This window comes from Cryptosporangium phraense (assembly GCF_006912135.1).
GTDB lineage: Bacteria > Actinomycetota > Actinomycetes > Mycobacteriales > Cryptosporangiaceae > Cryptosporangium > Cryptosporangium phraense.
This window is the reverse complement of the sequence record NZ_VIRS01000022.1, coordinates 81,586-99,837: the sequence shown is the minus strand read 5'-3', so window position 1 is coordinate 99,837 and position 18,252 is coordinate 81,586. Positions and strand designations below refer to the sequence as shown.

Sequence of the window (18,252 nt, the reverse complement as noted above, 5' to 3'; positions counted from 1 at the left end):
TGATAACGTCTTGACGCTAACACCGGAAATCCAGTGATAGCAAGATTTCGTTATCGTCGATAACGGAGCGCGGCGGCCTGGGGCGATCTAGGCCATCAGCCGATCGATCAGCCGCGCGGGCTCGTACACCCGGCGTCCCTGCTTGTCACGAGCGCCGGTGCGCCGATACGGCGTCTCACCGGACGCGGTCTGGATCGGCAGCAGCTCGGGGGCCTCGTCCACCGGCAGGTCTACGACCCGCTCACGGACGGGACCCCCCTTGAGCACGACAGAAATCGGCATCGGGAAACCCTCCACGAACCAAGGGGACGAGCTGAACGTACAGGCCAGTGAACGGGCTTAACGGAAGCGGGGTCATGAATTGTTCGCGACGTCTCGTAGCTCCCCGTACGCCACAGCCAGCGCAGGCAGGTCGTAGTGAGCATTGAGCCCGCTAGGGTTCGGCAGCACCCAAACGTTCGTCGGCTCGAACAGCGGATCGGTGCTCTGTCGGCCGATCGCCGCGTCTTTGCGCCGGAAGGCGGCCCGGTACGCGGTCACTCCGACCACCGCCAGCCATCGGGGCTTCCAGGTCTGCACGGTCCGCACCAGGCGCTCGCCGCCGGCCAGCAACTCGTCGGGTTCCAGTTCGTCGGCCCGCGCCGTGGCCCGGTTGACCAGGTTCGTGATCCCGAACCCCAGCTCCAGCATCGCGTCGGACTCCGACGGATCGAGCTGCCGCGGCGTGAACCCCGACCGGTGCAGCGCCGGCCAGAACCGGTTGCCCGGCCGCGCGAAGTGGTGCCCGCTCCACCCCGACCACAGGCTCGGGTTGATGCCGCAGAACAGCACGCGCAGGTCGGGCCCGACCACGTCCGGGATCGCCTGCCCGTAGGCCGTCTGCAGGTCGATCTTGGTCGGCCGCCGAGGCCGACCGGCCGTCTCTGGCGTACTCCGATCCGGACGCGTGCCCGCGTCCGATCGAGGGGACGGTCCGGTATCGGCGCGGTCACTCCGGCCCGGCGGTCGGGCGCTCACTCGGAGCGATAGTTGAGGTAGGCGGCGGCCATGTCGAGGTCACCCCGCCCGGCGGCCAGCCCGGCCGCGAACCCGTCGGCGACGGCCTGGGCCACCCGCAGCTCGAGCCCGGACCCGGTCGCCGCCGCGACGATCAGGCTGGTGTCCTTGGCCGCGCCTTCCAGCGTGAACGAGGGGTCGTAGTTGCCGGCCAGCATCGCCCGGCCTTTGACGTGCACGTACGGCGCGTCGGTGGCCCCACCGCCGACCGCCTCGAAGAACAGCGCCGGGTCGAGCCCGAGGTTCCCGGCCAGCGCCAGCGCCTCGGCGACCCCGGTGGTGACGGTGGCCACCCAGAGGTTGGCGACCAGCTTCAGGCGCGACCCCTGCCCGGCCGGCCCCACCCACAGCGTCTTCGCGCCGATCGCGTCGAAGATCGGGGCGCACCGGCCCCGCACGTCGTCCGGCCCGGAGGCCAGCACGGTCAACGCCCCGTCCTCGGCCGGCTTCCGCGTCCCGAGCACCGGCGCGTCGACGAAGACCAGGCCGCGCTCCGCGGCCAGCGCCGCCAGCCGATCGGTCCCCTCGATGCCGACGGTGGCCGTCTGGATCCACAACGTCCCGCGCGCGGGGTCGGCGTCCTCGATGGCCGACGCCACCGAGTCGGCGTCGAAGAGCATCGTGACGACGATGTCTGCCCCAGCGACCGCGGCGGCCGCGGTGTCGCTGACCACGGCGCCGACCGCCGCGAGCGGTTCCGCCTTCGACCGCGTCCGGTTCCACACCCGCAACGGCAACCCGGCGGCGGCGATGTTCCTGGCCATGCCGGAGCCCATGATCCCGGTTCCGAGCACAGCGACGGTGGTGTCTCCCATACCCCCACGCTAGTGCGACATCCGGGTTCGTCGAGCGACTGAGGCCCGGGGCCGCAGGACGCGGAACAGCCCGCGTACGCCGGAGCGCAAGCGGGCTGGTGGGTGGCGGAGGCTGAGGGATTTGAACCCTCGATGGGGGATAAACCCCAAACCGCATTAGCAGTGCGGCGCCATAGACCGGACTAGGCGAAGCCTCCAGGGACCTTCGCAGGCCACCGACGTCAGAGGATACAGGGACCGGTTCGCGTCGGGCAAAACAGTAGGGCGGGGCGGGTTCTCAGGCGGAGCTCAGGTTGCATTCGACCTGGTTACGTACCCTCGAAGAGCTATGGACGACACCCCGCGCCGCCCTGAGCCCGCCGCCCCCGAACCCACCCGGATCCTGCCTGCCGCTGAGCGGGCCGATGCGCCCGAGCGGCCGCCTGCGCCGCCAGAGGTGCTGGCCGCCGGGGCGCCCGGCGAGGGTCCCCGCGTCCCGCCTGCGCCTACGAAGGTGCTGCCGGTCGAGGCTGCCGACGAAGGCTCGGGCGCGCGCGCTCCGCTGGCGCCGACTCGGGTCTTGCCTGCCGATGGGGCGGTTCCGGCCGCGGAGGCGACTCAGGTGCTCCCGAGCGCACCGGGCTCGCCGCCGTTGGCACCCACCGCCACCTTCCCCGCCGCACCCGCGACCCCCGCGGCCCCTGCCTCCGCCGCGCCCCCTGCGGCGCCCACGGTCCCGGCGGTCTCGGCCGTCCCCGCCTCGGAGGCCGTCCTCGCCTCGGAGGCCGTCCCCGCCTCGGAGGCTGCCCGCGCGTCGGGCGCAACCGCGGCCCCACCCCCGGCGCCTCCGTCTGGCGTTTCCGGGCCGGACGCGGCGCCGGGCCAGCAGCCGCCGCGGGCTCCCGCCGGCCCGAGTGACCCCCGCGTTTCTCCCGGACCGAGTCACTCGGCAGGGATGCCTGCCGGCGCGCCGGACGATCGAACTCCCCCTCTGCCGCCGACCGGGCCGCCCGTGCCGCTCGCCGAAATGCCCACCCCGCCGGCCGAGGCCCCAGCCCTGGCCAGGCGCGCGGAATCCACCAACGATGCCCCGCCGCCGTTGGCCCCAACGGCCCCGACATCGAACACCCCTGATGCACGGATTCCGCCGATCGGGCCGGCCGCTCCCGGCGCCATCTGGGAATCAGCCGACACGGCGGCCCTCCGGGCCGTCCCCGGCGCCGGCCTGAACCCCCGAACAGCCGAGGCCCAAGCCGGCCAGAACGAGCGACCCGACGCTCTCCCCGACGGACTGCTCGCCCGGATGAAGAGCGACCCCGGCCACGCGCCGGAATTCCTCGCTCTGGCCGCGGTCGAGCGGTTCGGCCCCGAGGCCGCCCTCTGGATGGCTCGAACCCGGGCCGCGCACCCCTACGTCGCCGACCGGGTCTGGGTCCCGGTCATCCGTACCCGATTCGTCCGCCTGTCTCGCTACTCCGGGGCGGCCGCCGGCGTCACCGGCGCGCTCGGCGCGGTGGTGGACGTCGGCGTCCTGGCCTGGAACCAGGCCCGGATGGTGCTGCACATCGCCGCGGCGCTGGGCTTCGACCCCACGCATCCGGATCGTGCGGCCGAACTCCTGGTGATCCGGGGACTGCAGACCAAGCTGGACGCCGCCCGCACGGCCATCGACGTGGCTCGGCGGCAGCAGGCGCCCTCTGCGTTGGCCCAACACCTCCCCGAGAGGGTCCGCAACTTCGGCAGCGGGGTGGGGCTCGCGTACGGCGAACTGGCTTGGCAGCTGGCTCGGCTGGCCGGGCTCGCGGCGGCCAAGAAGATCGCGATGAAGTTCGTGCCGTTCGCCGGCGTGCCGCTGGGCGCGATCGCCAACTCGGGCGCTACGAAGAAGCTCGCCGCCGATGCGGTCGCGTACTACACGCAGGCCCGCCCACCGAGGGCCCTCCCGCCAGGCCCCGCCTCAGACAGTTGATGCCCCGTCGGACGAGGATTCCGCAGCCGGCCTCGACACCGGGAAACTCGGGCTCGGATCATCCCCGTGCCGCCCCAACATCGTCTCCTCCAGATCCAACTCCCGCACCATCTCCCGCATCACCTCGTCATCCAGCTCCCCTCCGTTGCGCAACTTCGTGAACGTGTCCCGCTGCGCCTGGAGCATCTCCTGCCGCAAGCGCCGGAACGCCGCCCCCGGCGTCTCCTTCCCGCCGTGCGACAGCCCCCCACCGAGCCGCTCCCACGCACTGTTCGCCCGATAATCCGAGTAGTGCCGCAACAACCCCACGACCTCGGCCGGCGGCGGGTGCGGCGCCGACGAGACCAGGTCGTCCAGCCGCTCGGTCGCCGCCCGCGCGGCCTGGTGCTGGGCGTTGGCCTCGGCCAACCGGTCGTTCATGTCGTCCTGGCCTCCGACGCCCAACCGGCGGATCAACCCCGGCAGCGTCAGCCCCTGCAGCACCAACGTCCCGAACACGACGACGAACGTCAGCCACAAGATCAGGCCGCGCTCCGGGAAGTCGGCGACCAGCGCGAACGCCGCCGCCAGCGACACCACACCCCGCATCCCGGCCCACGACGACACGGTCGGCGTCGGCCAGTACGGCGACGGCGTCCGGGCGCGCACCGCCGGGGACAGGGCCCGGATCAGGTACGACGTCGAGAACACCCAGACGAACCGGCCCAAGATCGTCACGACCAGGACCGCCACCGACCACCACACGACCGTCCCGACGTCCCGGCCCTGCAGCTCGTCGATCACCGCGGGCAGCTGCAGACCGATCAGCGCGAACACGACCGACTCGAGCAGGAAGTCGATCACCTCCCAGGTCGCTCCGGCCTGCAGGCGGGCGGCCGGCGTCGTCTCGGTCGCCGTGTTCCCCAGGTACAACCCGGTGATCACCACGGCCAGCACCCCGGACGCCCCGACGCTCTCGGCCGCCAGGTAGACCAGGAACGGCACGACCAGGTTCAGCGCATTCTCGAGCACCGGCGTGTGGATGTGCCGTCGCAGCAACCGCAGGAGATAGCCCAGCACCCCGCCGAGCACGACCCCACCGCCGGCCGCCAGCAGGAAGATCCCGCCGCCCTCCAACAGCGTGATCCCGCCCGCGGCGGCGGCGACCGCGGCCTTGTACGCGGTCAGCGCGGTCGCGTCGTTGACCAGGCTCTCGCCCTGCAGCACCTGCAGGTACCGCCGCTGCATGCCCAGCTCGCGCCCGACCGCGGTCGCCGCCACCGCGTCCGGCGGGGCCACGATGGCGCCCAGCGCGAACGCGGCCGCGAGCGGCATCCCGGGGATCAGCGCCCACGCCGTCACCGCGACCACGACCGTGCTGAAGAGCGTGTACCCGACCGACATCAGCAGGATCGGCCGCTTGTTCAGCCGGAACCCCCGCGACGACGAACTCCAGGCCGCCGAGTACAGCAGCGGCGGCAGGAACAGCGCGAGCACGATCTCGGGATTCAGCGTGTAGTCGGGCACCCCGGGGATGTACGACACCCCCAGTCCGACCAGCACGAGCAGGATCGGCGGGGGGATGCGTACTCGGCGCGCCAGACCGGCGACGGTAGCCGCGCCGATGATCAGTCCGAACGCAGCCATCAGGTCCACGGTCTCGAAGTGCACGCCAACATCGTGCAGCAGGGACAATGGGAGTGCGAACGAGGAGGCAAGTTTGGCAACGTGCGTACACATCGATGAAGCGAAGGACACTCAGCCGCGCGCCAACGGCTGCGAGGAATGTCTGAAGATCGGCGGATACTGGGTTCACCTGCGGACCTGTTTGGAATGCGGACACGTCGGCTGCTGCGACTCGTCCCCGAACAAGCACGCGAGCGCCCACTTCCACGAGGACAAGCACCCCGTGGTCCGGTCGGCCGAGCCCGGCGAGAGCTGGAAGTGGTGCTTCGTCGACGAGGTGCTGGCCCCGTAAGTCCCTGGCGTCGCCGCAGCTCAGCGGCGGCGCCCCCCACGGGACCGGGCAACACGGCACACTAACCCGCATGCGTAGTCTTCTGCTTACTTTCCGTAGAAGAAGAAACACCCGCCCCAGGCGCCCCCCAGAAGAGAAATCCTTACGGATCCTCCTGTTGGTGTCGTCCTTCAACGGACTCACGCAACGGGTCTGGTGCGAACTCCGCGAACGGGGCCATTCGGTAGCCGTCGAGTTCGCCCGGGACGAAGAGTCGATCACGGATGCGGCCCGCCGCGCGGACCCGCAGCTGATCCTCTGCCCGTTCCTGAAGGAACGCGTCCCCACCGAGGTCTGGCAGAAGTGGCCGACCGTGATCGTCCACCCCGGTCCGGTCGGTGACCGCGGACCGTCCAGCTTGGACTGGGCGATCACCGACGGCGTCCGCGAGTGGGGCGTCACCGCCCTGCAGGCGGTCGACGAGATGGACGCCGGCCCGGTCTGGGCCTCCCGCACGTTCCCGCTCCCGACGGACCCGCCGACGAAATCGAGCCTCTACAACGGCCCGGTCGCCGACGCCGCGATGAGCTGCATCGCCGAGGTGCTCACGAAGGTCGGCGACCCGGACTTCCGCCCCACCCCGCCCGAAGAACTCGCCAAGACGCGGACCAGACCCACGATGCGCCAGACCGACCGGGCGTTCCGCTGGGACGAACCCGCCGACGCCATCGTCCGCAGGATCCGCGCCGCCGACGGTGCGCCGGGCGTCCGGACCGAGGTGGCCGGCGTCCGCGTCTCGGCCTTCGACGCCTCCGTCGGTCCGCGTCAGTCGGACCCGCCGGGCACGGTCGTCGCGTCCCGCGACGGCGCGGTCCTCGTCGCGGCCGGTACCGGCAGCGTCTGGCTGGGCCACCTCAAACTTCTGGCGGACGTCTCACCAGCCGGCAAAAAACCGATCAAACTACCCGCGGCCACCGTTCTCGCCGATCATCTCCCCCCGGGCCTGGCCTCGCCGACGACCGTCGCGGTCAAAGCGAACCAGGGTGTGCACTACCTGCGCCGCGGCGAGGTCGGATACGTCGTCCTGGACTGCTACAACGGCGCGCTCTCGACCAACGGGTGCAACCAGGCCCTGCACGCGCTCCGGCACGCCGCCCGGCAGGACACCAGAGCCATCGTCGTGCGGGGCGGCGACGGGCCGTTCTGCAACGGCATCCACCTGAACGAGATCGAAGCGGCCAAGAGCCCGGCCGCCGAGGCTTGGGCGAACATCACCGCGATCAACGACGTGTGCCGTGAGCTGATCACCAACCGCGGCCAGGTCATGATCGCCGCGTTCAGCGGGAGCGCGGGCGCCGGCGGGGTGATGCTGGCGCTGGGGGCCGACCTGGTCGTCGCCCGCGACGGCGTCGTGCTCAACCCGTACTACGAGATGGGGCTCACCGGCTCCGAGCTGCACACCTACACGCTGCCCCGCCGGGTCGGCCCGGACGCGGCGAAACGACTGCTCAGGGACGCCCTGCCGGTCGGCACGGCCGAGGCAAAGCGACTCGGCCTGGTCGACGAGGTCGGGCCGCGGGATCCGGTCCGGTTCAGCGGTTGGCTACACGAGGTCGCGCTGCGGTACCGGGATCGTGAGCTGCGCGAACGGACGCTGCGCCGGAAGGCCGAGACGCTCGACCGCGACCTGTCGGCCCGGCCGCTGGACGCGTACGAGGCGTGCGAGCTGGGCGAGATGGCACAGGACATGTTCGACGACCGGCACGGGTTCGCGGCCGCCCGGCGGGCCTTCGTCGGCAAGGAGGCGCCGGAACGCACCCCGGCCAAGCTGGCACTGCATCGAGCCCCGGGGTTCGTCCGGGGCTGACGGGACCGCTCAGGTCGGGCGCCGGGATTTCTCGTGGTCGCGGCGGCGCAAGGATGTGGGGCCCCTTCCGAGACGTCTCCCCGACCCGGATCGCGCCGCGGCCGACCGAGGCCGAGCAGGTCGACACGGCCCTCGGCGACGGAGCTCGCGGCCGCGGCGCGCCCGGCAACCGCATCCTCGTGCCCTTCCGGGCGTCGCCGACGTCCGGCTCGACGACGACCCGACCCGGTGCTCGTGCGGTTCGGCTACCACGACGACGCGATAGCCGAGCCCTGCGACCTCGAAGCCCCCGACTTCACCCGACGCCGGTTCGACACCCCTGACCGGTAAGCAGCCTGACCACACCATGCCCACCTACTGGAGCGGCTCGCCGAGCCGTCTCAACCCGCACGACGGCCATCACCCTTCGGACGGGAACTCCCCGCCCCCCGTCCTCGAACGTGTAAGCCAGTTGGCCGGTGTACAGAACGACTGCTGCGACCAGGTTGTCGACGATCCGGGTACGAAGAGCACGAATCTCCCCCACGGCGAACGTCTCCACCAAATGCCCATACTCGGTCAGCGCCGCCGGATCGTTCCTCGCGAGCTTCTCCGGCGTGAGCCCTAACAGCCATGCCATGACGCCCGCGTCGACGAGGTGGAGCTTGGGCATCCGCGCGACGCGGGAACCGAGTGTGGTTCCCCACGCGGGCAGCCGCTGGACGAGGAAGACCGCTTCGAGCAACCGGACATACCTCCGCGCTGGTCTTCTCCATGCCGATGGCTTGAGCTGCGGCAGCGATGTTGAGCACCTGCCCCGACCGGGCGGCCAGCACGCTCAGCAGCCTTGGGAGCATTGATCGCATCGAGGACTTCGGGCACGTGCTGATACTCGTCGATCAGAATCGGCCCAGGTCCGGCAACGAATCGACCCGGATCGTTGCGGACCGCGGCCCGCGTGGCCGGATCATCGCAATCGATGACAGTCGCTGCCCGAGCGCGCTCAGCAGCGTGCTCTTACCGACCGTTCGCGGGCCGTTTAGCACGATCGCCGGCTCTTCCGACAGCCTGGTGCCGAGGACGTAGCAAGGCGCCGCTGCGCAAGACCGGTAAGTTCGCCACCCACCGCTGCAGAGCGTCACATTTTCCGCGATGCGCCGACCTCGCCCGGACGCTTCCCGGTCCGGTGGAGCCGCTCGAGCCGTTCGTCCGCGACCACGATGAACCCGACATCGGCATGACCCCAGAGCAGGTCCGCCGGGATGAGCGGCGCCAGGTGGTCGCCGAGCTGAAAGCGACGCTCGCCGTCTGCGGCGCGCGGTCAAGGTAGTCGAAGTCAGGATGCGGGTGACGTGACCGCCACGACGGGCGCTGCCGGTCGCGGCTACCTGATCCACGGTCCAACGACGGTCGAGCAACAGAAAACCCGCCTCCCCGGTGGAAGGTAGTCGGGCTCTGACGGTCCGGTTCGACGTCCGTCACGATCCGCCGGCGTCCGGCTCGTGCTGCGGTCGTTGGGTCAGGGCAGGGGTTCGGTTTCCCACGCTGCTTGCGCCTCATCCCGTCTGCCGTCGATCAGACGGATTGGACGCCAAGACGGCGGCTAGCTCGCCAGCGGTGGCCGGCCGAAGGCTGCATGGTCCGGACGCGGAAACGCCGACGGCGTCACCAGACGACCGCGTCGGCGCGTGCCCGGCCCGCCGCAGGCGGGCCGCTGGATCGGTGGTGGCCGGCGCCTCCGGGACGGGCGAGGGCTCGGTGCTCCGGTCGCTGATCCGGGCGCTCGCTCCGCTGGCCGCGCCGACGCTGAAGCGATGGCCGAACTGCTTACCGCTCTCCGTACGTCACGCCGGTCGTTGGACGGCGGCCAGCGTGGCTTCCCAATCGATCGCGACCGCCTGCGGGTCGTCGGCCAGCACCCGCACCGAGATGGACGCTCCCGGGTAGGTCAGCGGCACCGCGGCCGGCGGTACCGGGTTGCCGATGCGCACCTCGTAGACCTCCGCGCCCGCCACGTTCAGCACGAACTCGTACAGGCTGACGCCGTAGGGGCTGCGCATTCCGAGCGGCCCGCTGGCCACGATCGTCGCCACGGCCGGCGTACCGGTCTCCAGCAGCTCCGCCGTGCTCGGCCCACTGGCGTGATCTGACGGCAGATCGTCGTCGTCGGAGTGCTGCTCAGCGAAAGATCCCATGACTCCGGACCGTACAAACGTTTCTGAAGTATGTCGCCAGAAGTGACGTCCACCCGTCAGTGCCAGAGTCATCCGGCCAACACGACGGTCTGCGCCGGATCGAGCCGGACCGACACCGTCTCACCCGGCTCGGGCGCCACAGCGGGCGGGCAGTGCACCTCCAGCGGCGGCGCGCCGGGGATCGTGAGCAGCACCTCGACGCGGTCACCGGCGAACGTGGCGAGGTCGACGGTCGCCTCGGTCCCGCCGTCGAGCAGCACCCCGGACGGCCGCACGAGGATCGCGTGCTCACCGTCCGTAGCGTCCAGCGCGACCGTTCCCCACGGTGTCGACGCCTGCCCGCCGACGACCTTCACCCGGGCGACGTTCGTGAACCCCAGGAAAGAGGCCACGAACTCCGACGCCGGCCGTTCCCAGACCTCGCGGGGCGTGCCCACCTGGGCGATCCGGCCGGATTCCATCACCACGAGCCGATCCGCGAGCGCGAACGCCTCCCGCTGGTCGTGCGTCACCGCGAGCACGGTCGTCCCGAGCCGGACGAACAGCCGGCGCAGGTCGACGACTAGCCGCTCGCGCAGCGCCCGGTCGAGCTGGCCGAGCGGCTCGTCGAGCATCAACAAGCGCGGGGACGGCGCCAGCGCCCGGGCCAGCGCGACCCGCTGCTGCTCCCCGCCGGAGAGCGTGTCGACCCGCCGGGCCCCCACGGACGGCAGCCCGACCAGCTCCAGCAACGCGGCCACGTCGGCCGAACCGTTGCCGAACCGGATGTTCCCGGCGACGTCCCGATGCGGGAACAGAGCCCCGTCCTGGAACATCAGCCCGAGCCCTCGGCGGTGCGGCGGCACTCGGGTCACGTCCACGTCGTCGAGAAAGACCCGTCCGGAGGACGGCTCCTGCAGCCCGGCGATCACACGGAGCAGCGTGCTCTTCCCGCTCCCGCTCGGCCCGAGGACGGCGACGACCTCCGCGTCCGCGACGTCCAGATAGACGTCCGACAAGGCCGAATGCGGACCGAAGCGGACCGACACGCCGGTCACCGACAGGCTCACAGCTCTCCTCCCGCGTTCGACGGACGCAGCCGGTCGAGGACGACCAGCGTGACCGAGCACAGCACCATCAGGATCGTGGCCAGCGCCATCGCCTGACCGCTGTTGACCTCGCCCGGGCGGCCCAGCAGGATCGCGATCGCGACCGGGATCGTCGGGCTGTCCGCGCGCGCGATGAAGACCGTCGCCCCGAACTCGCCGAGCGAGATCGCGAACGCGAAACCGGTGGCCGCGGCCAGCGCGCGCCAGACCAGCGGCAGATCGACGCGCCACCAGACCCGCAGCGGCGGAGCGCCGAGGACGGCGGCCGCCTCCCGCAGGCGGTTGTCGATCGCCCGCAACACCGGCAACACGGCCCGGACGACGAACGGCACCGCGACCAACGCCTGGGCACACGGCACCAGCAGGGGCGAGTCGCGCAGGTCGAGCGGTGGTTCGTCCAGCGCGACGAGGAAGCCGAAACCGACGGTCACGGCCGACGTCCCCAGCGGGAGCATGAGCAGGAGGCCGAACACGCCGCCCAGCCGGCCGGGGCGGGTCAGCACGACGGCGGCGCAGACGCCGACGACGACCGCGAGCGCGGTCGCGATGACCGCGTACTGCAACGACGTGGCGACGGTCTGCCAGGCCGGCACCGGCAGCACGCTGGACGAATCAGACGAGGCGAGCGCCTTCCAGGACCCGAGGCCGTTCGCGAACGAGCGTTCCACCAGCACCGCGAGCGGGGCCATCAACAACACGACGAGCACGACCAGATTGGCCCCGACGAACGCCCACTCGAGACGCCCACGGGGACGCCGAGGCGCAGGCTCCACCAGACGGGAGGCCCGGGCCTTCCCGGTCAGCAGGCCGTCGAGCGCGAGCAGCACGGCGACGGCGAAGAACTGCACCAGCGAGAGCACCGCGGCGCCGGAGAGGTCGAGCTGGTAGACCGTGCGGCGGTAGATCTCGACCTCGAGCGTCGCGTACTCCGGCCCGCCGAGGATCTGCACGATGCCGAAGGACGTGAACGTGAACAGGAACACCACCGACGAAGCGGCCGCGATCGCGGGCCGCAGAGCGGGCAGCGTCACCCGGCGGAACGCGGCGAACCGCGACGACCCGAGCATCCGGGCCGCCTCCTCCTGCCGACGGTCGAGCTGCGCCCACACGCTCCCGACGATCCGGACGACGACCGCGTAGTTGAAGAACACGTGCGCGGCCAGGATCGCCCAGACCGTACGGTCGAGCTCGATGCCGAGCAGGCCGTCCGGCCCGATCAGCGCCAGGAACGCGGCCCCGACCACGACGGTCGGCAGCACGAACGGCACGGTCACCAGCGCCCGGATCACCGCCCTTCCGGGCAGGTCGAACCGGGCCAGCACGGCCGCGCCCGGCAGCGCGACGAGCACGGTCAGCACCGTGGAGGCCACCGCCTGCCAGACCGTGAACCAGAGCACGTGCCGGACGCCGGAATCGGTGAGCAGACCGAGGCCCGGCCCGTCGCCGCCGAGCCCGAGCCCGACGAGCGACGCGACCGGATACGCGAAGAACACCGCGAGGAACGCCAGCGGGACGACCGCCAGCGCGGCGCGGGTCAGCGCAGGACGGTATTTGTCCACTCGTCGATCCACGCCTCCCGGTTCTTCGTGATGTCGGCGGCCGGCAGCGTCAGCGGCTTCTCCGGCGTCGCCGCGTACTTCGTGAACTCGGCCGGGAGCGGGGTGCCGGTCACCGACGGGTACACGAACATCTGCAGCGGCATGTCCTTCTGGAACTGCGGCGAGAGCAGGAAGTCCAGCAGCTTCCTGCCCCCGGTCGGGTTCGCCGCGCCGTCCAGGAGACCGGCGTACTCGATCTGCCGGAAGCAGGTGTTCGTCACGACGCCCGAGGGCGCGTCGGCCGGCTTCTTCTCGGCGTAGACGACCTCGGCGGGCGGGCTCGACGCGTACGAGACGACCAGCGGCCGGTTGCCCTTGCCCTGCGACCCGACCGTGAACCGCTGCTGATAGGCCTCTTCCCAGCCGTCGACCACGAGTGCGCCGTTCGCCTTCAATTTCGCCCAGTAGTCCTTCCAGCCGGTGTCGCCGTAGGTGGCGACGCTACCGAGCAGGAACGCGAGACCGGGGGACGAGGTGGCCGGGTTCTCGACGACGAGCTGGTTCTTGTAGGCGGGTTTCAGCAGGTCGGCGAACGACGACGGGGGCTGGATGCCCTTCTTGGCGTAGTACGCCTTGTCGTAGTTGACGCAGACGTCGCCGTAGTCGACCGGGGCGACCTTGCCGTCGGTGCCTTCCTTCAGGTTCGCCGCGACCTGGTCGAGGTTCTTCGGGTCGTAGGCGGAGAAGATCCCCGCGTCGATCGCCCTCGACAGGAACGTGTTGTCGACGCCGAAGAGCACGTCGCCCTGCGGGTTGCCCTTGCTCAGCACGGCCTTGTTGACCAGGGCGCCGGCGTCGCCGCTGCGCAGGATCTTGACCGTGAGACCGCTCTGCTTCTGGAAGTCGGCCAGGACTTCCTTGCTCACCACGAAGGATTCGTGGGTGACGAGGGTGACGGTGCTGGTATCTGTCTTCGTGTCGGTCGAGCACGCAGCGGCCAGTAGCACGACCGCGACCGCCAGTAAACGTGGGGCACGCATCCGGTTTCCTCCGGACTCGGGCACCGGGATGAGCCGTGGGGGCGTTGAAGCCGCCGGCGAGACGCCGGTTCTCCCTCCGCTGGCATTACCCAGAGCAGGTTCGACGGGTCGGCGACGCGGTGGTCGCCCTCTCAGCCCGGCTTCGCCCGAGCTCCCCGACGGACGGCTGACCGCCCGCGTTGTCGATACTAACCGTGGTTGATCCGACCGCAGAACGGTCACTACCTCGGGCATGGACGGTCCGCGGGTTGCCGATGCGCTGGAGGCCCTGCGGGCCTCGGTCGCCGACGTGCGCTTCGGTCTGGCGATGGCCGACGTCGAGCGCGCCCGCCGGTCGCAGTCCGAACTCGTCGGTCAGGTGGACGACTACCTGCTGCCGCGCCTTCGTCAGTTGGACGCTCCGATGCTGGTCGCGGTGGGCGGCTCCACCGGCGCGGGTAAGTCGACGCTGGTGAACACCCTGGTCGGGGCCGAGGTGAGCAGGGCCGGATGGCTGCGCCCGACCACCCGGTCGCCGGTGCTGGTGTGCAACCCGGGTGACGTCGGCTGGTTCGAGACCGCGCGCATCCTGCCCGGGCTGTCGCGGACGACCGGGGAGACCGACTCGCCGGGGACGTTGCGGCTCGTGCCGAACGACGCCGTCGCGCCCGGACTCGCGCTGCTCGACCCGCCCGACATCGACTCGGTCGTCGCCGAGAACCGGGATCTGGCGGCCCAGCTGCTGGCCGCGGCCGACCTGTGGATCTTCGTCACGACCGCGGCCCGGTACGCCGACGCCGTCCCGTGGGATCTGCTGCACACCGCGGCCCAGCGCAGCACCGCGCTGGCCGTCGTCCTCAACCGCGTGCCGCCGGAGGGCGTCGACGAGATCGGCGGCCACCTCGCGTCGATGCTGGCCGAGGAGCACCTCGGCGATGCGGCGCTGTTCCCGATCCCGGAGGTGGACCTCGCGTCCGAACGGATTCCGGCCCGGGAGATCGCCCCGCTCCGGCAGTGGCTCGACGGGCTGGCCGCCGACGCCGAGGCCCGGGACGCGGTGATCCGCTCGACGCTGACCGGCGCGCTGAACAGCGTCCACGATCGGGTTCTGGACCTGTCGTCGCACCTGTCGGAGCAGCTGACGACGGCGGGCGATCTGCGGGAGCAGGCCACCGAGCGGTACCGGACCGCGTTGCGGACCGTCGACGAGGGCGTCCGTAGCGGGACCGTGCTGCGGGGTGAGGTGCTGGCCCGCTGGCAGGAGTTCGTGGGCACCGGGCAGTTCACCCGGAACCTGGAGGCGCGGATCGGTGCGCTGCGCGACCGGGTGACCGCGTTCTTCACCGGCCGGACGCCGACCGTCGACGCGGTCGGGCACGCGGTAGAGAGCAACCTGCACGCGTTGATCCGGGCGGCCGCCGACCGGGCCGCGGAGGAGACGGCCGCCCTGTGGCGGGGCCGACCGGCCGGGCGTTCGCTGGTCTTCTCCGACCGGGCCTCGTCCGGATTCGGCGAGCGGCTGGAGGCCGAGATACGCGCCTGGCAGGGACGGGTGCTCGAACTCGTCCGCGAAGAAGGCGGCCACCGCCGGAGCGTCGCCCGGCTGACGTCGTTCGGAGTCAACGGCGCCGGGCTCGTGCTGATGCTCGCGGTGTTCGCGCAGACCGGCGGACTGTCCGGGTTGGAGGTCGTGGTGGCCGGCGGGACGTCGGCGGTGAGCCAGAAGGTGCTCGAAGCGATCTTCGGCGACACCGCGGTGCGGACGCTCGCGGCCCGGGCCCGGGACGACCTGCTCGACAGCGTCGAGGAGTTGCTGGAGTCGGAGCGGGAGCGGTTCATCTCGGCGGTGGACGCGGTCGCGCCGACCGAGGAGCAGGCGGCCGCGCTGCGGAATGCGCTGGCCGCGTTCGACGGGGCCAACGTGCGGTCGCCGGGGCTGGTCCGATGACTCTGCTGACCCGCTCGACCGATTCGTCGCCGCTGCGCCCGAGGCTGGAGGCCCTCGACCGGATCGTGTCGCTGGGCGACGCCCGGCTCGACCCGGCGCTGCTGGCGACCGCTCGGGACCTGTCCGGGAAGGCCGCGCAACGGCTGCGGCTGGGCGCCGAGCACACGGTCGTCGCGCTCGCCGGCACGACCGGTAGCGGCAAGTCGTCGCTGTTCAACGCGCTGGTCGGAACGGAGCTGGCAGCCACCGGACTGCGCCGTCCGATGACCTCGACGGCTCAGGCCGCGGTCTGGAATCCCGACGGCGCGGCCCCGCTGCTCGACTGGCTCGACGTCCCACGCAGGCACCACCTGGGTGAGGAGGGCGCGGACGACCTGGCCGGACTGGTGCTGCTCGACCTCCCCGACGTGGACTCGGTGCAGGTCAGCCACCGGCTCGAGGTCGACCGGCTGGTCGAGCTCGTCGATCTGATCGTCTGGGTGGTGGATCCGCAGAAATATGCGGACGCGGCCCTGCACGACCGCTACCTCAAGCCGTTGCGGACGCACGCCGAGCTGACGGTCGTCGCGTTCAACCAGATCGACCGGGTGCCGGTGACCGGCCGCTCGTCGATGGTCGACGACCTGCGCCGATTGCTGGCCGACGAGGAGCTGGGGCGGGTGCCGGTGCTGCCGGTGTCCGCGCGGACCGGCGAGGGCGTTCCGGCGTTGCGGGCCCGGCTGGCCGGCGCGGTGGCGGAGCACGAGGCGTCGGTCCGCCGGTTGAGCGCGGACCTGCGCGCGCTGGCGGATCGGTTGGGCCCGATGTGCGGAAGTTCCGGGTCGCCCGGAGACGTCGACCGGGCGGACCGGGCCGAGGTGATCTCGGCGCTGACCGAGGCGTCGGGCGCGGACGCGGTGGCCGCGGCCGTCGCCCGGACGCACCGCAGCCGGACGCGGGCCGCGACCGGCTGGCCGGTGACGCGCTGGGTGGCCAAGGTGCGGCCGAGCGCGGCGACGCGGTTGGGGCTGCCCGGGGCGCGGTTGTCCGGGGACGCCTCACCGAGCGAGCTGGTGCGCACCTCTCTTCCGGGGGCCTCGGCCGTGCAGCAGGCCAGAGTGGACACGGCACTGCGGGGCCTGGTCGACCGGGCCGGAGCGGGGCTCCCCGAGCCGTGGCCGGGCCTGGTGAACCGAGCGGCCAACGGCCGCCGGGACGAACTGCCGGATCTGCTCGACCGGGCGGTGGCGGGCACGGATCTCGGCCTCTCGCGGCGCCCGCACTGGTGGGGGTTCGTGCGGGTCCTGCAGAACGTGCTGGCGCTGGTGGCGCTGGTCGGCGCGCTGTGGTTGCTCGGGCTGTTCGTGCTGGACTGGTTCCGGTTGCCGGAGCCGCCGCTGCCGGACGTCGACGTGTGGTCGTGGCGGGTGCCGGTGCCGACCGGGATGCTGCTGGCGGGCGTGCTGGTCGGCTGGGTACTGGGCTTCGTCGGGGCGCGGCTGGGGGCGCTCGGCGCACGCCGGAGGTCGAGCGGGGCCCGCCGCCGGATCCGGGCTCGGGTGGAGCAGGTCGCGGCCGAGGCCGTGCTGGACCCGGTGCGCGAGGAGCTGACCAACCGGCAGGAACTGTGTCAAGCCATCACGCAGCTACGGGGCCGGCGTAAATCTGCTCTCTAACGGCTTCGGCGGCTCCAGGGCCCGGACGTCGCTTTCTTCGGCGGCCGAGAAGTACGGCTCCATGAGCAGCACCGCCAGCGCGGCGAACGTCAGCACCACACCGACGAGCGCCGTGCTCCGCACCCCGACCGTCGGCAGCAGCAACCCCCCGATCAGCGCCCCCGCGGTGATCCCGACGTTGAACCCGGTCGACATCGACGCCGACGCCAGCTCGGTGCTCCGCGGCGCGACCTGCAGCACCCGCACGCCCAACACCGACGCCATCCCCGAGAACGCCAGCCCGCCCAGCGCCACCGACCCGATCGCCAGCCACTGGGCGTCCCCGGAAACGTAGTGCAATGCGAGCCCGACGCCCTGCAGCGCTACCACCGTCGTCAGCGTCGCCCGGATCGCCCGATCGATGAAGAGACTGACCAGTGCAACCCCGACGACGCCGGCGATGCCCCGCACGAAGAGGATCGGACCGATCGCCTCGGTCGAGAAGCCGTTGACGTCGGTGAGGAACGCGCTGATGTAGGTGAAGGCGGTGAAAGCGCCGGTCACGCCCAGCACGGTCGTCAGGATGATCACCCAGAAGCGGCCGGTGTCGGGCTCCGTTCCCCGTGAAGCAGCCTCCGTGCCCCCCGGTGCGGTCGGGAGCAGCATCGCGACACCCACCGTGAGCACGATGCCGAACGCGCACACCGCGAGGAACGCCACTTGCCAGCCGGCCTGCTGGCCGAGCCAGGTGCCGATCGGCACTCCCAGCACCGCGGCCAGCGAGCTGCCACCGGCGAGCGCCGACGCCGCTCGGCCCCGGACGTGCGCGGGGAACAGCGCGAAAGCGGTCGGCGTCACGATCGACCAGAACAGCGCCTGGCCGAGCGCGGTGATGAGCCGGGCCGACAGCAACACCCAGTAGTTACCGGCCAGCGCCGACATCAGCGTCGTCACTACCAGCAGCCCCACCAGCCCGGTGAGCAGCCACTTCCGGTTCCACCGACGGGTGAGCGCGGTCAGCGGCACCGAAGCCACCACGACCACCAGCCCGTACCCGGTGACCAACAGCCCGACGGCCGACCGGGACACGCCGAGGTCATTGGCGATGAGCGGCAGCAGCCCGATCGGCAACGTCTCCGTCGTGACGTACATGAACGTCGTCGTCGACAGGACCACAAGTGCGGCGATCGCCTTGGTCATGATTCCGGTGTAACAGGTTTTAGTGGTAG

The 18,252-nt window shown here is 71.5% G+C and carries 16 protein-coding genes, 1 tRNA gene and 1 riboswitch; of the genes, 6 read left to right on the top strand and 11 right to left on the bottom strand.

Annotation, left to right across the window (positions count from 1 at the left end; translation table 11 throughout):
* Positions 1-87: 87 nt before the first annotated feature.
* The 4 genes from FL583_RS27815 to FL583_RS27800 all read right to left on the bottom strand — a co-directional run bounded on the left by FL583_RS27815 (position 88) and on the right by FL583_RS27800 (position 2,068).
* Positions 88-282 carry a hypothetical protein gene (locus FL583_RS27815; RefSeq protein ID WP_142707798.1) on the bottom strand — a complete coding sequence of 65 codons (195 nt, stop codon included), beginning with the start codon at positions 280-282 and terminating at the stop codon, positions 88-90.
* A 72-nt stretch (positions 283-354) separates the two neighbouring features.
* On the bottom strand, positions 355-1,017 hold the full coding sequence (gene mug, locus FL583_RS27810) for a G/U mismatch-specific DNA glycosylase (RefSeq protein ID WP_142707797.1): 663 nt from the start codon (positions 1,015-1,017) through the stop codon (positions 355-357).
* Positions 1,014-1,871 carry an NAD(P)-dependent oxidoreductase gene (locus tag FL583_RS27805; protein WP_142707796.1) on the bottom strand — a complete coding sequence of 286 codons (858 nt, stop codon included), beginning with the start codon at positions 1,869-1,871 and terminating at the stop codon, positions 1,014-1,016. Before FL583_RS27805 ends, mug begins: the two co-directional genes overlap by 4 nt.
* A 103-nt stretch (positions 1,872-1,974) precedes the next feature.
* Positions 1,975-2,068, bottom strand: a tRNA-Ser gene (locus FL583_RS27800).
* A 1,085-nt stretch (positions 2,069-3,153) separates the two neighbouring features.
* Here FL583_RS27800 and FL583_RS27795 point away from each other — a divergent pair.
* On the top strand, positions 3,154-3,819 hold the full coding sequence (locus tag FL583_RS27795) for an EcsC family protein (RefSeq protein ID WP_170323897.1): 666 nt from the start codon (positions 3,154-3,156) through the stop codon (positions 3,817-3,819).
* Here FL583_RS27795 and FL583_RS27790 read toward each other — a convergent pair.
* Complete coding sequence (locus FL583_RS27790; RefSeq protein ID WP_240746824.1) at positions 3,808-5,469, bottom strand: Na+/H+ antiporter; 1,662 nt, start codon at positions 5,467-5,469, stop codon at positions 3,808-3,810. The two genes, FL583_RS27795 and FL583_RS27790, sit on opposite strands and share 12 nt — an antisense overlap.
* Before the next feature lie 49 nt (positions 5,470-5,518).
* On the opposite strand from FL583_RS27790, the gene FL583_RS41925 reads away from it, so the two are divergent.
* Both FL583_RS41925 and FL583_RS27780 read left to right on the top strand, forming a co-directional pair.
* On the top strand, positions 5,519-5,776 hold the full coding sequence (locus FL583_RS41925; protein ID WP_240746823.1) for a UBP-type zinc finger domain-containing protein: 258 nt from the start codon (positions 5,519-5,521) through the stop codon (positions 5,774-5,776).
* A gap of 160 nt (positions 5,777-5,936) precedes the next feature.
* A complete protein-coding gene (locus tag FL583_RS27780; protein WP_205752507.1) occupies positions 5,937-7,622 on the top strand; it encodes an enoyl-CoA hydratase-related protein in 1,686 nt (561 codons plus the stop codon).
* Between the two features lie 295 nt (positions 7,623-7,917).
* Here FL583_RS27780 and FL583_RS41150 read toward each other — a convergent pair whose 3' ends face one another.
* Positions 7,918-8,346, bottom strand: coding sequence for a DUF4143 domain-containing protein (locus FL583_RS41150; RefSeq protein ID WP_205752506.1), 429 nt, complete (start codon positions 8,344-8,346; stop codon positions 7,918-7,920).
* A gap of 441 nt (positions 8,347-8,787) precedes the next feature.
* On the opposite strand from FL583_RS41150, the gene FL583_RS40365 reads away from it, so the two are divergent.
* Positions 8,788-8,931 (top strand): hypothetical protein, encoded by a 144-nt coding sequence (locus tag FL583_RS40365; RefSeq protein WP_170323895.1) that lies wholly within the window; start codon positions 8,788-8,790, stop codon positions 8,929-8,931.
* Between the two features lie 514 nt (positions 8,932-9,445).
* On the opposite strand, the gene FL583_RS27765 is transcribed toward FL583_RS40365, so the two are convergent.
* From FL583_RS27765 to FL583_RS27750, 4 genes are all read right to left on the bottom strand, one after another.
* Positions 9,446-9,796: a hypothetical protein gene (locus FL583_RS27765; protein ID WP_142707791.1), complete on the bottom strand. Its 351-nt coding sequence runs from the start codon at positions 9,794-9,796 to the stop codon at positions 9,446-9,448.
* Positions 9,797-9,864: 68 nt separating this feature from the next.
* A complete protein-coding gene (locus tag FL583_RS27760; RefSeq protein ID WP_142707790.1) occupies positions 9,865-10,845 on the bottom strand; it encodes an ABC transporter ATP-binding protein in 981 nt (326 codons plus the stop codon).
* Positions 10,842-12,443 (bottom strand): ABC transporter permease, encoded by a 1,602-nt coding sequence (locus FL583_RS27755; RefSeq protein ID WP_205752505.1) that lies wholly within the window; start codon positions 12,441-12,443, stop codon positions 10,842-10,844. Before FL583_RS27755 ends, FL583_RS27760 begins: the two co-directional genes overlap by 4 nt.
* Complete coding sequence (locus FL583_RS27750) at positions 12,419-13,462, bottom strand: thiamine ABC transporter substrate-binding protein (protein WP_142707788.1); 1,044 nt, start codon at positions 13,460-13,462, stop codon at positions 12,419-12,421. Before FL583_RS27750 ends, FL583_RS27755 begins: the two co-directional genes overlap by 25 nt.
* A 71-nt stretch (positions 13,463-13,533) precedes the next feature.
* A riboswitch (TPP riboswitch) is annotated at positions 13,534-13,620 on the bottom strand.
* Between the two features lie 74 nt (positions 13,621-13,694).
* Here FL583_RS27750 and FL583_RS27745 point away from each other — a divergent pair.
* Both FL583_RS27745 and FL583_RS27740 read left to right on the top strand, forming a co-directional pair.
* Entirely contained in the window at positions 13,695-15,389 is a 1,695-nt protein-coding gene (locus FL583_RS27745) for a P-loop NTPase family protein (RefSeq protein ID WP_142707787.1), read from the top strand.
* Positions 15,386-17,044 carry a GTPase gene (locus tag FL583_RS27740; protein ID WP_142707786.1) on the top strand — a complete coding sequence of 553 codons (1,659 nt, stop codon included), beginning with the start codon at positions 15,386-15,388 and terminating at the stop codon, positions 17,042-17,044. The genes FL583_RS27745 and FL583_RS27740 overlap by 4 nt, the downstream gene beginning before the upstream one ends.
* Here the strand turns inward: FL583_RS27740 and FL583_RS27735 are convergent.
* On the bottom strand, positions 17,015-18,223 hold the full coding sequence (locus FL583_RS27735) for an MFS transporter (protein WP_205752504.1): 1,209 nt from the start codon (positions 18,221-18,223) through the stop codon (positions 17,015-17,017). The genes FL583_RS27740 and FL583_RS27735 overlap by 30 nt on opposite strands.
* Between the last annotated feature and the right edge of the window lie 29 nt (positions 18,224-18,252).